General features: G+C 62.9%; 16 protein-coding genes. 2 read left to right on the top strand and 14 right to left on the bottom strand.

All coding sequences use genetic code 11. The annotated features are described in order from the left end of the window. From NKI50_RS21370 to gcvA, 7 genes are all read right to left on the bottom strand, one after another. Positions 1-1,479 carry a mannitol dehydrogenase family protein gene (locus tag NKI50_RS21370; protein WP_352640303.1) on the bottom strand — a complete coding sequence of 493 codons (1,479 nt, stop codon included), beginning with the start codon at positions 1,477-1,479 and terminating at the stop codon, positions 1-3. 72 nt (positions 1,480-1,551) lie between these two features. Then, positions 1,552-2,322 carry an L-iditol 2-dehydrogenase gene (locus NKI50_RS21365; RefSeq protein WP_352484352.1) on the bottom strand — a complete coding sequence of 257 codons (771 nt, stop codon included), beginning with the start codon at positions 2,320-2,322 and terminating at the stop codon, positions 1,552-1,554. Continuing rightward, complete coding sequence (locus tag NKI50_RS21360) at positions 2,319-3,323, bottom strand: ABC transporter ATP-binding protein (RefSeq protein WP_352484353.1); 1,005 nt, start codon at positions 3,321-3,323, stop codon at positions 2,319-2,321. Before NKI50_RS21360 ends, NKI50_RS21365 begins: the two co-directional genes overlap by 4 nt. 50 nt (positions 3,324-3,373) lie before the next feature. Next, positions 3,374-4,198 carry a carbohydrate ABC transporter permease gene (locus tag NKI50_RS21355; RefSeq protein WP_352484354.1) on the bottom strand — a complete coding sequence of 275 codons (825 nt, stop codon included), beginning with the start codon at positions 4,196-4,198 and terminating at the stop codon, positions 3,374-3,376. Between the two features lie 11 nt (positions 4,199-4,209). Next, a complete protein-coding gene (locus NKI50_RS21350; protein WP_031195183.1) occupies positions 4,210-5,082 on the bottom strand; it encodes a carbohydrate ABC transporter permease in 873 nt (290 codons plus the stop codon). A gap of 113 nt (positions 5,083-5,195) precedes the next feature. Then, positions 5,196-6,506 (bottom strand): ABC transporter substrate-binding protein, encoded by a 1,311-nt coding sequence (locus NKI50_RS21345; protein ID WP_352495053.1) that lies wholly within the window; start codon positions 6,504-6,506, stop codon positions 5,196-5,198. Positions 6,507-6,727: 221 nt separating this feature from the next. After that, the gene (gcvA, locus tag NKI50_RS21340) at positions 6,728-7,639 is read right to left on the bottom strand and encodes a transcriptional regulator GcvA (protein ID WP_352717501.1); all 912 of its coding nucleotides are present in this window, start codon (positions 7,637-7,639) and stop codon (positions 6,728-6,730) included. Positions 7,640-7,749: 110 nt separating this feature from the next. On the opposite strand from gcvA, the gene NKI50_RS21335 reads away from it, so the two are divergent. After that, a complete protein-coding gene (locus NKI50_RS21335; RefSeq protein WP_352495054.1) occupies positions 7,750-7,935 on the top strand; it encodes a hypothetical protein in 186 nt (61 codons plus the stop codon). 75 nt (positions 7,936-8,010) lie between these two features. Here the strand turns inward: NKI50_RS21335 and NKI50_RS21330 are convergent, their stop codons facing one another. Further along, on the bottom strand, positions 8,011-8,970 hold the full coding sequence (locus NKI50_RS21330; protein ID WP_023722533.1) for a sugar-binding transcriptional regulator: 960 nt from the start codon (positions 8,968-8,970) through the stop codon (positions 8,011-8,013). 361 nt (positions 8,971-9,331) lie between these two features. Between NKI50_RS21330 and NKI50_RS21325 the strand changes: the two genes are divergently transcribed. Then, on the top strand, positions 9,332-9,964 hold the full coding sequence (locus NKI50_RS21325) for an HAD family hydrolase (RefSeq protein ID WP_352481508.1): 633 nt from the start codon (positions 9,332-9,334) through the stop codon (positions 9,962-9,964). Positions 9,965-9,979: 15 nt separating this feature from the next. Here NKI50_RS21325 and NKI50_RS21320 read toward each other — a convergent pair whose 3' ends face one another. From NKI50_RS21320 to NKI50_RS21295, 6 genes are all read right to left on the bottom strand, one after another. Beyond that, positions 9,980-10,747, bottom strand: a complete 768-nt coding sequence (locus NKI50_RS21320) for a class II aldolase and adducin N-terminal domain-containing protein (RefSeq protein ID WP_352717499.1) — start codon at positions 10,745-10,747, stop codon at positions 9,980-9,982. 84 nt (positions 10,748-10,831) lie between these two features. Continuing rightward, the gene (ureG, locus tag NKI50_RS21315; protein ID WP_352481506.1) at positions 10,832-11,473 is read right to left on the bottom strand and encodes an urease accessory protein UreG; all 642 of its coding nucleotides are present in this window, start codon (positions 11,471-11,473) and stop codon (positions 10,832-10,834) included. Further along, positions 11,470-11,910, bottom strand: a complete 441-nt coding sequence (locus NKI50_RS21310; protein WP_352481505.1) for a DUF3995 domain-containing protein — start codon at positions 11,908-11,910, stop codon at positions 11,470-11,472. The genes ureG and NKI50_RS21310 overlap by 4 nt, the downstream gene beginning before the upstream one ends. Beyond that, positions 11,907-12,578 carry an urease accessory protein UreF gene (locus NKI50_RS21305; RefSeq protein ID WP_352481504.1) on the bottom strand — a complete coding sequence of 224 codons (672 nt, stop codon included), beginning with the start codon at positions 12,576-12,578 and terminating at the stop codon, positions 11,907-11,909. Before NKI50_RS21305 ends, NKI50_RS21310 begins: the two co-directional genes overlap by 4 nt. Further along, the gene (gene ureE / locus NKI50_RS21300) at positions 12,571-13,155 is read right to left on the bottom strand and encodes an urease accessory protein UreE (protein WP_352481503.1); all 585 of its coding nucleotides are present in this window, start codon (positions 13,153-13,155) and stop codon (positions 12,571-12,573) included. The genes NKI50_RS21305 and ureE overlap by 8 nt, the downstream gene beginning before the upstream one ends. 56 nt (positions 13,156-13,211) lie before the next feature. Beyond that, positions 13,212-13,805, bottom strand: a complete 594-nt coding sequence (locus NKI50_RS21295) for a hypothetical protein (protein ID WP_352481502.1) — start codon at positions 13,803-13,805, stop codon at positions 13,212-13,214. Between the last annotated feature and the right edge of the window lie 43 nt (positions 13,806-13,848).

Below are 13,848 nucleotides of genomic sequence, written 5' to 3'. Positions count from 1 at the left end.
TCAGAGGTCGCCGGCGAGATAGCGCGTCAGTGTCGCGCGCGCGCCGTCCGCCCACAGCGATTTGAGCGCATGGGCGAAGGCTTCGGCGAACGGCGGCGAGCGGCCGACATCGCCATAGATGTCCTCCATGGCAAGCCAGGCGGCAGGCATGTCCCTGGCCGCCTTGGCCGTCCCCTGCAACCGGCCCCAGTTCGGGTCGTTGGGCTCGGTGACGGCACCGGAATCCGTGGTGCCGAAGCAGTAGCGACACCAGAGCGCAGATTCCAGCGCCAGGCCGGTGACACTTTTGCCAGCCTTCAGCCGGTCAGCGATGGTCGGAATGATGAATTTCGGCTGGCGGTTAGAGCCGTCGAGGCAAAGCCGGCGTATGGTGTCGCCGATCTTCGGATTGGAGAAGCGGTGCTCGATGAGCTGGTAGTAATCTTCGAGGTCGGTGTCTGGAACCGGCGGCACGGTCGGGATGATTTCGTCATGCTCGAGCTTGTCGAGGAAGCCGCGTACCAGCGGCTCCTGCATCGCCTCCTGGACGAAATGGATGTCCATCAGCCCGGCCGGATAGGCGATGGTCGCATGGCCGCCATTGAGGATGCGGATCTTCATCAGCTCATAGGGCGCGACGTCGCTGACGAACTGCACGCCGACCTGTTCCAGCGGCGGCCTTCCGTCGGTGAAACGGTCCTCCAGCACCCATTGCTTGAACGGTTCGCAAAACACCGGCCAATTGTCGTCGAGGCCGAACTCGCTGGAGAGAATGCCGCGCTCGCGGTCGGTGGTGGCCGGCGTGATGCGGTCGACCATGCCGTTGGGAAAGGCAACGTTTTCGCTCACCCAGTTTGCCAGATCCTCGTCGATCAGCCGCGCCAGGCCGATGACGCCATCCGAGGTGACGTGGCCGTTATGGGGGATGTTGTCGCAGGACATGATTGTGAAGGGCACGATGCCGTCGGCGCGGCGACGCAGCAGCCCGGCGAGGATGAGCCCAAAAACCGTCTTCGGTGTCGCCCCGGGTTGTGCGTCGGCAACGATGTCGGGATGCGTCGGATTGAAGACGCCGGAAGCCGGATCGATGAAATAGCCACCCTCCGTAATGGTCAGGGAAACGATCTTGATCGCCGGATCGGCGAGCTGCTCGACGATTGCGATCGCGTCGCCAGGCACCAGGAAGTCGATCATGACGCCGGTGACGCGCGCGCTCAGATGGCCGCTGTCCTGCTCGACCACGGTGGTCAGCCAGTCCTGCTCCTGCAACTTGCCGCGGCCGACCTTCTCGCCCTCGAAGACGCCGGCGCCAACGATGGCCCAGTCGTGGCCGACGCCCGAATTGAAGAGGTCGTCGAGATAGACGGCCTGATGCGAGCGATGGAAATTGCCGACGCCGAAATGCACGATGCCGGCCTTGAGCGCGGCGCGATCGTATTTCGGGCCGGCGATCTTGGGCGGAAGCTTGGCGAGTATGGAAGAAGAGAGTTTCACGGACATCTGCTTTTACCCTTTAGCGGGACGGCTCTTCCCCCCGTTGGAGGAGGCGGGGAGAAGAGCGCCTTCGCCCCCTCAACTCATCCACTGGCCGCCATCGACATTGTAGGTCTGGGCAACGATGTATTCGGCCTCATCGCTGGCCAGGAACACCGCCATGCCGGTGAGGTCTTGCGCCGTGCCCATGCGGCCATAAGGCACGGCTTCGCCGACCAGTCTCTTCTTCTCGCCCCTCGGCCGGTTCTCGAACTTGGCGAACAAGGCATCGACATGGTCCCAGTGCTCGCCGTCGACGACACCCGGGGCGATGGCATTGACGTTGATGCGGTGCTTGATCAGGTCGAGCCCTGCCGACTGGGTGAGCGAGATGACCGCCGCCTTGGTGGCGCAGTAGACGGCGACCAGCGCCTCGCCGCGGCGCCCGGCCTGGCTTGCCATGTTGATGATCTTGCCGCCCTTGCCGCGGGCAATCATCGAACGGGCCGCAACCTGAAGCGTAAACAGTGTGCCGGCGACGTTGACCGAGAACAATTTGTCGTAGCTTGCCTTGCTGATCTCGACGATCGGCGCCAGGTCGAACAGCGCAGCGTTGTTGATCAAAATATCGAGGCCGCCGGCTCTGGTTTCGACCGCCTTGACAGCCGCATCTATCGACGCGAGATCGGTGACGTCCAGCTTCACCGCGTAGGCGTTGCCGCCGATTTCCGAAGCCGTCTTCTCGGCAGCCTCGAGATTGATGTCGCCGATGGCGACGGTCGCGCCCTCCCGCATGTAGGCTTCGGCAAACGCCCTGCCGATGCCGCGCGCCGATCCGGTGATCAGCGCCGATTTACCTCCGAGCCTCATTGCAGCATCGCCTTCCCATCGGTGCCAAAACGATGCAGCTTGGTCTTGTCCGGTGTCAGATAGATTGTGTCGCCGTGATGGGCGGCAAGTTCGCCGTCGGCACGCACCGTCAGCTGCCCGACACCATCCGCCTGGACGTGCAAAAACGTGTCGGAGCCGAGATGTTCGGCAACGCCGACGGTCGCCTTCCAGTCGCCTGACGTCTTCGAAATGTTCATATGCTCCGGGCGGATGCCGACTGTCCTGGCGCCATATTTGGCGGCCGGCTCGCCTTCGATCAGGTTCATCTTCGGCGAGCCGATGAAACCGGCGACGAACAGGTTCTTCGGTGTCTTGTAGAGCTCCATCGGCGAGCCGACCTGCTCGATATTGCCGGCGTTGAGCACGACGATTTTGTCGGCCATGGTCATGGCCTCGATCTGGTCGTGGGTGACGTAGACCATGGTGGTCTTGAGCTGGTGATGCAGCTCGCTGATCTCCAGCCGCATGGTGCCGCGCAGCGCCGCGTCGAGATTGGACAAAGGCTCGTCGAACAGGAAGGCGGAAGGCTGGCGCACGATGGCGCGGCCGATGGCGACGCGCTGCCGCTGGCCGCCGGAGAGCTGGCCGGGGCGGCGATCTAGGTAGTTGGTGAGGTTCAAGATGCGGGCGGCGTCCTTCACCTTCTTGTCGATGGTCGCCTGGTCCTCGCCCGCCATCTTCAGGGGGAAAGCGATGTTCTTGGCCACCGTCATATGCGGGTAAAGCGCATAGGACTGGAACACCATGGCCAGCTTGCGCTTGGCCGGCGCCTCGCCGGTGACGTCGCGGCCATCGATGATGATGGTGCCGCCGCTGGTGTCCTCCAGGCCGGCAATCAGACGCAACAGCGTGGACTTGCCGCAGCCCGACGGGCCGACGAAGACGACGAACTCGCCGTTCTCGATGATCAGGTCGAGGCCGGGGATGATGGACGTCGCCCCGAAGGATTTGGAGACGTTCTTGAGCGTGATGTTTCCCATGATTTCCTCCCCCGAAGGGCTGTTTTTCGTTTTGCGTCAGGCGATGCCCGTTACTTTACCGCCCCAAACGTCAGGCCGCGGACCAGCTGCTTCTGGCTGAACCAGCCCATGATCAGGATCGGCGCGATCGCCAGTGTCGAGGCGGCCGAAAGCTTGGCCCAGAACAGCCCCTGCGGACTGGAGAAGGAGCTGATGAAAGCGGTGAGCGGCGCTGCCTCGGTGGTGGTCAGCCGGATCGTCCAGAACGCCTCGTTCCAGGCGAGGATGATGTTGAGCAGCATGGTCGAGGCGATGCCCGGCACCGCCATCGGCGTCAGCACGTAGATGATCTCGTTCCAGAGCGATGCGCCGTCCATGCGCGCCGCTTCCAGGATCTCGCCCGGGATCTCGCGGAAATAGGTGTAGAGCATCCAGACCACGATCGGCAGGTTGATCAACATCAGCATGACCATCAGGCCGATGCGGCTGTCGAGCAGTCCTGTATCGCGGAAGATCAGATAGATCGGGAACAGCACGGCGACGGCCGGCATCATTTTGGTGGAAAGCATCCACATCAGGATGTCCTTGGTGCGTTTGCTTGGCGAAAACGCCATCGACCATGCCGCCGGAACGGCGACAAGCAGAGCCAGGACGGTCGAGCCGACCGACAGGAACACCGAGTTCAGGAAGAATTTGAAATAACCGTTCTGCGCCTGGACCTCGGAATAGCTCTCCGTGGTTCCCGACGGGAACAGGTTGAAGCCCTGGATGGCCTCCTGCTCCGATTTGAACGAAGTGATGATCGTATAGAGGATCGGGAAGAAGATCAGTAGCGCGACGATCCAGGCGGCCGCGGTCGCAATCGTCTTGTGCTGGGTGGTGACTGCACGTGCCATCGTTTCCTCCCTTATTTATCCAAATTCTTGCCGACGGCGCGCATGGCGAAGAAGGCGACGATGTTGGCGAGAATGACTGCGATGATACCGCCGGCGGACGCCTGGCCGATTTTGAACTCCAGCAATGCCTTCTGGTAGACGAGGAAGGGCAGGTTGGTGGAGGCATAACCCGGGCCGCCATTGGTGGTGACGAGGATCTCGGCATAGACCGACAGAAGGAAGATCGTCTGGATCAGGATGACCACGGTTATGGCGCGCGACATATGCGGCAGCGTCAAATAGATGAAGCGGCTGATGAAGCCGGCGCCGTCCATTTCGGCGGCTTCCTTCTGCTCGCCGTCGAGCGACTGAAGCGCGGTCAACAGGATCAGCGTCGCAAACGGCAGCCACTGCCAGGCGACGATGATGATGATCGCCAAAAGCGGGTGCTGCCCGAACCAGTCGATCGGCTGCCCGCCGAAGAAGCGCGCAATATCGGCGAAGACGCCGTATTGCGGATGCATGATCATGTTCTTCCAGACCAGTGCCGCCACCGGCGGCATGACGAAGAACGGCGAGATGACGAGGATGCGGACGATGCCCTGTCCCCACATCGGCTGATCGAGCAGAAGGGCCAGCAAGATACCGCCGATCACCGTGATCAAAAGCACGCTGACGACGATGGTGAGCGTGTTGAGGATCGACTGCAGGAATGCCGGGTTGGAATAGAACAGCGCGTAGTTCGAAAACCCGACGAAGCCGTCGCGCATCGGATTGAGCGGATTGTACTGCTGGAAGGAGAACCACAGTGTGAATGCCAGCGGTACAATCATCCAAACCAGCAGCAGCACCACGGATGGCGCCATCATGAAGCGGGCAAGCGAACGGGTCTGCTGAGTAGCCATGACGGTCACCCTTCGAGGTCAGCCAAGTTTTCAGCGGTGTGAAAGCCGGCCGCCCGAACTGGGATTCGGGCGGCCGTTGCCGGTCGCCATTGGCAACCGGCACCGGGAGGAGCCTACTTGATGTAACCGCCCTCGGTCATCGTCGCGGTGGCGGCGTCCTGCGCCTGCTTCAGGGCGTCGTCGACGCTCGACTGGCCGGCAAGTGCCGCCGAGAAGAGCTGGCCGACAGTGGTGCCGAGGCCCTGGAACTCAGGAATGGCGACGAACTGGACGCCGACATAAGGCACCGGCTTGACGGTCGGATGCGTCGGATCGGCGGAGTTGATCGAGTCCAGCGTCATCTTGGCGAAAGGTGCTGCCTTCTGGTACTCGGGATTGGCATAGAGCGAGGAGCGCGTTCCCGGCGGAACGTTGGCCCAGCCTTCCTTCGAGGCGACGAGCTCGGCATAATGCTTGCTGGTAGCCCAGGATACGAACTTTTGAGCGGCGTCGGCCTTCTGCGTGCCGGCGGGGATGGCCAGCGACCAGGCCCACAGCCAGTTGCCGCGCTTGCCGAGGCCATTGTCCGGCGCCAGCGCATAGCCAACCTTGTCGGCGACGGTGGAGTTCTTCGGATCAGAGACGAAGGAAGCAGCGACGGTGGCGTCGATCCACATGCCGCATTTGCCCTGCTGGAATAGCGCCAGGTTTTCGTTGAAGCCGTTGGATGATGCGCCCTCGGGGCCATCGGCCTTCATCAGGTCGACATAGAACTGCAGCGTGTTCTTCCACTCGGGCTGGTCGAATTGCGGCTTCCAGTTCTCGTCGAACCAGCGCGCGCCGAACGAGTTCGACATGGCGGTCAGGAAGGCCATGTTCTCGCCCCAGCCGGCCTTGCCGCGCAGGCAGACGCCGTTCACGCCGTTGGCGCGGTCGGTCATCTTGTCGGCAGCCTGCTTGATGAAGTCCCAGGTCGGTGCATCGGGCATCTTGAGCCCGGCCTTTTCCATCAGATCCTTGCGGTACATGACGAAGGAGCTTTCGCCGTAGAACGGCGCGGCGTAGAGCTTGCCGTCGACCGACAAGCCGCCGGCAATGGCCGGGATGATGTCCTTGACGTCATAGTCGTCGCCGAGCTTGTCGAGCGGCAGGAGCCAGCTCTGCTTGGCCCAGATCGGCACCTCGTAGGTGCCGATGGTCATCACGTCGTATTGGCCGCCCTTGGTGGCGATGTCGGTGGTGACGCGCTCGCGCAGGACATTTTCCTCGAGCGTGACCCACTGCAGCTGGATGTCGGGATTCGTTGCGGTGAAGTCGTCGGTCAGCTTCTGCATGCGGACCATGTCGCCATTGTTGACCGTGGCGATGGTGATGGATTCGGCATGCGCGGCGAAAGCAAGCGCGCTGGCCGGCAACAGGCCTAGGGTGAACGTGCGAAGTTTCATCAAAATTCCTCCCATGAACCAAGATGAGCATTTGCCTTGGCTGTGAGCAATTACTCACTTGCCGCAAATTATGTCAAGCCGGATTCGTTGCTGCAGCGCAGCACGCGGTCTCGTGCAGCGGCAAGCCTGGGACACTCGCGGTATATGTGGAGAAGGGTTGGGTCGGGCTCATCGCGCCGTCAAAAGCCGGAGCTTTGCTGTCCGGGTGGCCTGGATTCGGCCTACTGGCAAGCGATCTCGTTCAGGATCCATTCACGAAAGGCGCGGATCTTCGGCACGTTGCGCCGCGCTGTCGGGTAGACCAGCCAATAGGCATGGCCGTCGTCACCAACAAGATCGAAGGGCTGAATCAGGCGGCCGTCGGCAAGTTCGGTCTTGAACAGCGCCTTGGTGACGATCGCCACGCCGTGGCCGGCAATCGCGGCATTGGCCTCGTAGGCCTGCGCGCCCATGCTGGTGCCGGTGCGTTTGGCCAATTCCGCGACCGGCAGGCCGGCGGCGGCAAACCAGTCCCGCCACCAGATGTCGCCCGGGTCGAGGATCGGCAGCCGTAGCAGGTCGGCCGGTTCGTTGACGCCGCCGATGCTTGCCGCGAGCTTTGGACTAAGGACCGGCGTGAAGTCGGCCCGGAACAGCATATGGGTCTCGACGCCCGGCCAATTGCCGCCGCCGGAGCGGATGGCGATGTCGATATCCTCTCTGGCAAAGTCGACAACCCTGTTCGAGGTATCGACGCGCACCGCCAGCGACGGATGCGCGACCTGGAACGAGCCGAGATGCTGCGCCAGCCAATTGGAGGCAAAGGTCAGCAGCGTCGAAACGCAAAGCACGCCATCGGCGCCGGTGCGCGCGGCGGCATAGGCGCCGCTCAACAGCGCGAACGCTTCGCTGACCGCGGGCGCCAGGCGTTGGCCAGGTTCGGTCAGCACGATCTGTTTTGGCTGGCGCAGGAACAAGGGTGCGCCGATGCGCTCCTCCAAAAGCTTGATCTGATAGCTTGCCGCCGCCTGCGTCATGCCAAGCTCCTGGGCGGCCTTGGTGAACGAGAGATGCCGCGCCACCGCCTCGAACACCCGGATCGCCTGAAGCGGAGGAAGCTGCGAAACCAGCTGTCGTGAATTGAGCTCCGGCATAAGCCCTCCTTATGGGCAATGATCGACGTTTGATTGGCGGCACCGGCCGGTCCTACCGATATTCCGTGTTGAAGATCAATTACGCCTAGAGATAGCGAAGGCTGACGATCATGACCACATTACAGGAAAAGCTGCTTCTTGCTCCAGCCCATGGCTGGTTTTCACGGCTGGCGCGGGGATTGGCAAGGCACGCGGCGCGGAAACGGGCCTATCTCGACGTCCGGGAACTGCCGCCGCATCTCCAGCGCGACATGGGCTTCCTCGACGGCAACGATCCTTGTGGCCGGCACCAATAATGTCGCTCGTTTTATCGAGGGTTCAGCTGCGTTTCGATTTCACCTGATCGTTTCCGACCGCCAGCGGCTCTGAGATCATGCGCCGGCCAGCAAGGCGGCGGCGGTCCGCTCATCGGTGATGAGGCCGTTGACCAGCCGCCGGTTGACGGCGGCGAAGATGCCCGGCAGCTTGCGGTCGCCCATGGCAAGCGCGATCACCAGCGACTTTTCGCGCGACGGCAGCGGCGCCGACGACACCCGGTCGTTGGTGATGCCTTCGATCATGCGGCCGTCGCGATCGAACACCCAGCCGACGATCTCGGCAACGCCGCCGGCCTTCTGCAGCGCCTTCAATTCACCCTCCGAAATGAAGCCGTCCTCGTAAAGCGGCGCCTTCGGGCCGAGATCGCCGATGCCGACAAAGGTGACGTCGGCCTCGGCCGCAAGCGCCAGGGTCGGCTGGATCATCGGCTGGCTGAGCAGCATCTCGCGCTCTTCGGGCGAGGAAGCGATGACCGGCAAAGGCATCGGAAACGAGCGCGCCTTGACCCTGTCGGCCATGGTGAAGATCACGTTGTAGAAGGCGGCCGAGCCGTCCGGCGAGATGTTGCCGGTCAGCGACACCACCTTGTGCTGCGGGCATTCCATCGGCGGCAGCTGCTCGATCGCCGCCTTCAGCGTGCGGCCGGTGCCGATCGCCATGACGATCGGCGTCGGCGACCGCAGCCGCCGCTCGATCTCGGCCGCCGCCGCCTCGGCGACGCCGATGACGGTGGAGGACGAAGACGGGTCGCTCGGCACCACCTCGACCAGATCAAGCGCAAAGCGCGATTTCAGCCGTGCCGCAAGGTCGAGGCAATTGGCGATCGGATGGTCGACGCGCACCTTGATCAACCCTTCGGAGACCGCGAGCGACACCAGCCGCTGCGCCGTCTGCCGGGAGATGCCAAGCGTGGCGGCGATCTGGTCCTGGGTGTTGCCGGCAACGTAATAGAGCCAGCCGGCGCGCGCCGCGTCGTCCAGCCTGTTGCCGCCGCTATCCTGCCGCGAATTCAAGGTCCCTGCCTCCCAGCCCGCCGAGCATAAGAGGCGGAGCACCATAGTTTCGCAGGGAATGAGGTCGTGCGCAATTGCCTATTGTACGAGCAATTGCTTAAGGTCCGGACTTGGTGGCTCGAACGAAGTGACGGGGTCGACCTAGTCTCGTCGCAACAGCAAGGCTGTCGAGGTCGCACCAATCTCGGTTCCAAAGCGCGACGTGTTCGATCGGCCTCATGCGACGCGCTTTAGATTCTTTTTTATGCATGTCGTTATCACAAAACCGCTGCACACTTTTGCGCGACATGCATTAGCGGGGACGCGGCGGTTTATCTCCCGAGCTAAACGCTTTAAGGGATTCTGGAGAATGGAGCCTCGCATGACGCCGAAAGCGGTTTTCTGGGATATGGACGGCACGCTGGTCGACAGCGAGCCGCTGCACGAGGCGGCGCTGGTTGCGGCGCTGCACAGCGTTGGCATCGCCCCGCCAACCGACCTGCATGAGCGCGTGCTCGGCATCGCCGCATGGCCGGTCTACGAGATGCTGCGCGACGAGTTCGGCCTCGACCTGCCTTTCGACGACTGGATCGTACGCAAATACGATCACTATCTGCCGATGGCGCAAACGCTGACGCCACGCAGCGGCGCGATCGAGATTTTCAACGAGCTGCGCGCGCTTGGCGTGGAGCAGGCGGTGGTGTCCAATTCCGACCGGCTGATCGTCGACGCCAATCTGCGCGCGGTCGGCCTTTTCTACCCCGGAATGAAGACCATCAGCCGCAACGACGTGCGCGAAGGCAAGCCGCATCCCGAGCCATTCCTGCGCGCCGCCTGGCTGGCCGGCGTCGATCCCGCCGAGGCCGTAGCGGTCGACGACAGCATGACCGGCGCCACGGCGGGGCTGGCGGCGGGAATGAAGACGGTCTTCTGGCCGGAGGCGCCGATGGAAGGGCCGCCGGGCGCGATTGTCATCAACAGCGCCGACGAATTGCGGGCCCATCTGGGACTTTAAAGCTTTAACGGGCGCTCAGTTCCGGTAGGCAGGCTCCTGCTCGTCGAGGATCGCCTTCAGTTCGGAGAGGTGGCGTTCGGCCTGGCCCGGATAATCTTCCTGTTCCCTTGCCGCTTTCTCGGCGATCTCGTCCGACAATACCCGCAGCGGCCGGCCGGTCCACAGCGCCTTGATGTAGGTTTCGGCGGCGCGCTCGAAATAGAACATGCGGTTGAAGGTGTCGGCAACGCTGTCGCCGATGACCAGCACGCCATGGTTGCCCATCACCATGACCTTGACCTTCGGGTCGACAAGAAGCTGCGAGCAGCGCTCGCCTTCTTCCTCGAAGGCCAGCCCGCCGTAATGCCCGTCGACGACATGGCGGTTGAAGAAGATCGCTGAGTTCTGGTCGACCGGCGGCAACGTCGAGTCGGCGAGCGAGGCAAGCACCGTGGCGTGGATCGAGTGGACATGCATGACGCAGCGTGCATGACGCACATTGCGATGGATGGCGCCATGCAGGCCCCATGCCGTCGGGTCAGGTGCATTCGGGCCGGAGAGCGTGTCGGGATCGTTGGCGTCGATCAGCAGCAGGTCGCTCGCTTTGATGCGCGAGAAATGCACCTGATTGGGATTCATCAGGAATTGCGAGCCATCGTCGTTGACCGCCAGCGAGAAATGATTGCCCACCGCCTCGTGCATGTTGAGCCGCGCCGTCCAGCGGAAGGCGCAAGCGAGATCGACACGTTCTTCATAGAACGGCAGGTTGGTCAGCACTTCCTTCTGCAGGCGCGTGATGCTCATCGTAGACCTCCGTGAAAGAGGCGAGGATGCCGCGCGGCGGGAAGACGCGCAACCGGTTTCGTTTGGTGCAGGCGAACGCGATTGCTATGCTGCCGTACTGGCGGCGGCGCCGACCCTTAGGCCGCCATGCTCGACGATAAAATCGATGACCTCCTGCAGCCCCTTGCCGCGCGACAGGTCGGTGAAGCCGAACGGCCGTTTGCCGCGCATGCGGGCAGCGTCGCGTTCCATGACATCGAGATTGACGTTCACATAGGGCGCAAGGTCGCTCTTGTTGATGACCAGGAAATCGGACCGGGTGATCGCCGGTCCGCCCTTGCGCGGAATCTCCTCGCCCTGGCAAACCGAGATGACATAGAGCGTCAGGTCGGCAAGGTCCGGCGAGAAGGTGGCGGCGAGGTTGTCGCCGCCCGATTCGATGAAGATGATGTCGAGATCCGGGAATTTTTTGGTCATTTCGGCAATCGCCTGCAGATTGATCGAGGCGTCCTCGCGGATGGCGGTGTGCGGGCAGCCGCCGGTCTCGACGCCGATGATGCGATCTTCGGGCAGCGCCTGGAGGCGCGCCAGCATCATGGCGTCCTCCTTGGTGTAGATGTCGTTGGTGACGACGGCGATCGAGAACTCGTCGCGCAGCGCCTTGCAGAGCTTTTCGGTGAGCGTCGTCTTGCCGGAGCCGACCGGACCGCCGATGCCGATGCGAAGAGGGCCGTTCGGGGATATCATGCGGGGAACTCCGTGAAGGCAAGGATGGCGAAGCCGAGGCCGATCAGCAGGCACAGCGGCGAATAATAACGCAGATCGAGCCGCGCGAAAGGTTGCTCGGGCGTCAGCCGGCGCCACCACGGCGTGAAGCCGGCAATGCCGCGCGCCAGGAAAACCAGCGCGATGAGCAGCGACGTGGCGGCAAGCCCGGCCTTGGGAAAGGGCGTGGCAAAGATGCCCTCGAGCGCCATCGGCCACAGTGTCGCCAGGCCGAGGCAGGCGGCAACGGCGAAGCTGGCGAAGGGTGCCGGCATTTCATCGACGCCATGAAAGCCGATGACGGCGCGGGCGCAGGAGGCAGCATCCATGCCCGGCCAGATGCCGCCAATAGCCCAATAGACATGCAGCGCGGTGATCAGCAGCAGGACCAGCGAGAGGGCGAAAGCGAGGACGATCATGAGCGGAACAGCCGCGAATACTGGGTCTCGTGCTTCATCGCCGTGATGTCTGAGATAAAAGCGCAGCCGCCGAGATCGTCGAGGGTCGAGTCGGCAGCGCGGGCTGCAGTCGCCAAGGCCAGCGGCTCGAAGCCGGCGAGCAGCGCGGTCGCTCCGGTCTGGCCAACGACACCAAGCCGGATCGCGGCCTGGACGAGGTTGGAAAAGAAGGCCTGCAGGAAGCCGGCCAGCGCATCCCGCAGCATAAATCCGTGGCCGCCGGCGACGGCACCGACGGCGACGCAATAGGCACATTCGGCCGGCAGGCGGTCCAGCACCTGGCACGGCCAGGCCGAGGCCGCCTTCAGGAAGGCGGCGCCCTGCAGCATGGTTTCGGCATGACGCTCGCGCGAGCCGGCTAGGGCCTCGGCGAGCGCAGCGACCTCGACCAGATCGCCGGCTTCGCGCGCCCGGCGCCAGCTTTCGGCAAACAGCACCGCATCGTTCCAGCCGGAACCCATCTCGACCAGCGTTTCCAGCCACGCTGCAAGGTCTTTGCTGTCGGCAACCAGCCCGGCATGCACGGCTTGTTCCAAGCCATGGCTGTAGGAAAAGCCGCCGACCGGGAAGGAAGGCGACAGCCACGCCATCAGCCGCAACAATGCAATGTTGGAAGGCTGGTCAGTCATGGTCATGGTCGTGCGAATGGCTGTGGGAATGCGATTCGCTATGGCTATGAGAATGCGCTTCGGCGTGGCTGTGCGTATGCGCCTCGGCATGAGCATGGCCGTGCCCGCCATGGCCGGAATAAGCGCCGCGCACCGGCTTGAACGGCTCGGAGACGTCGCTCACAATGGCGCCCAATCCCTCCAGCATCGCCTTGATGACATGGTCGCGCAGGATGAGGATGCGCCCAGCTTCGATTGCGGCGGCGAGATGGCGGTTGCCGATGTGCCAGGCAAGCTCGGCCAGATGGACAGGATCGCTGGCCCTGATGTCGTAGAGCGGCTCCGCGGCCGCGATGATCTCGATTTGGCGGCCATCCTCCAGCACCAGCCGGTCACCATGGTTCAACGTCACCGGTTCGGGCAGGTCGACCAGCACCTTGTCGCTACGGGCCGTTTCGATGGCGCGACGGCGCAGATGCCGCTCGTCATGAGCAAGCACTGCGCTGTCATATGGCGTAGTGGTTCCGGCTTCGCCTGCGGCCAGGACGGAGACGGCGCGCGGGAATTTGGTGAAGTCGGTGCGAATATCGAGCTTCATGTAAGACTGCCTTTCGCAAAAAGCCTAGACTATCCGGTCCGCCGCCCCAATGGGGCTCAGACGATCGTGTCGAAGAGCCGCAGGATGAACGATATCTGATAGACGAGCGCGCCGGCGACAAAGGCGATGTGAAAGCGGCGGTCGCGCAGCAGGATCGCAATGACGCAAAGCGCGACGAAAACCGGCGTGCGGATCAGATATTCGATGCCGAAATGGGCGAAATGCTCCGGCCCTTTCAGCAGCGTGTCGATCACGTCGAGCAGATAGGTCGCCGCCAGCAGGCCGAAGAACCAGGCCCGGCGCGAATAAAAGAAATCCTCATAGCTGGTGTAGTCCAGCATCGAATCCGGGAACAGCAGCGCGCAGAGCAGGAACAGCGTGACGGCGTAGAAGATGATGAACAGGTATTTGCCGAAGGTCCAATTCTCGATCTGGAACAGGCCGAACTCCCACCACCAGAAATGCACCAGCATCAGAAGCACCGACGCAACCCAGGCGAGGTGCACGGGATAGAGCCGGTACTGGCCGGGATGCTGGACGATGCGGGCGAGCCCCGACAGCAGCCGTGTGACGCCAAGGCCGATCACCATGCCCAGGACAATGCGGATATGCGGGAAAATGTCGTGGGCGTAAGGGAGTTGCTGGTCCATAGGCCTGGCGCGGCATGTTCTACATCGGTCGTTCTAACGCCTA

Source organism: Mesorhizobium sp. M0563, assembly GCF_040321065.1.
Taxonomy (GTDB): Bacteria; Pseudomonadota; Alphaproteobacteria; order Rhizobiales; family Rhizobiaceae; genus Mesorhizobium.
Note: the sequence above shows the minus strand (reverse complement) of the source record. Positions and strands in the feature narration are given on the sequence as shown.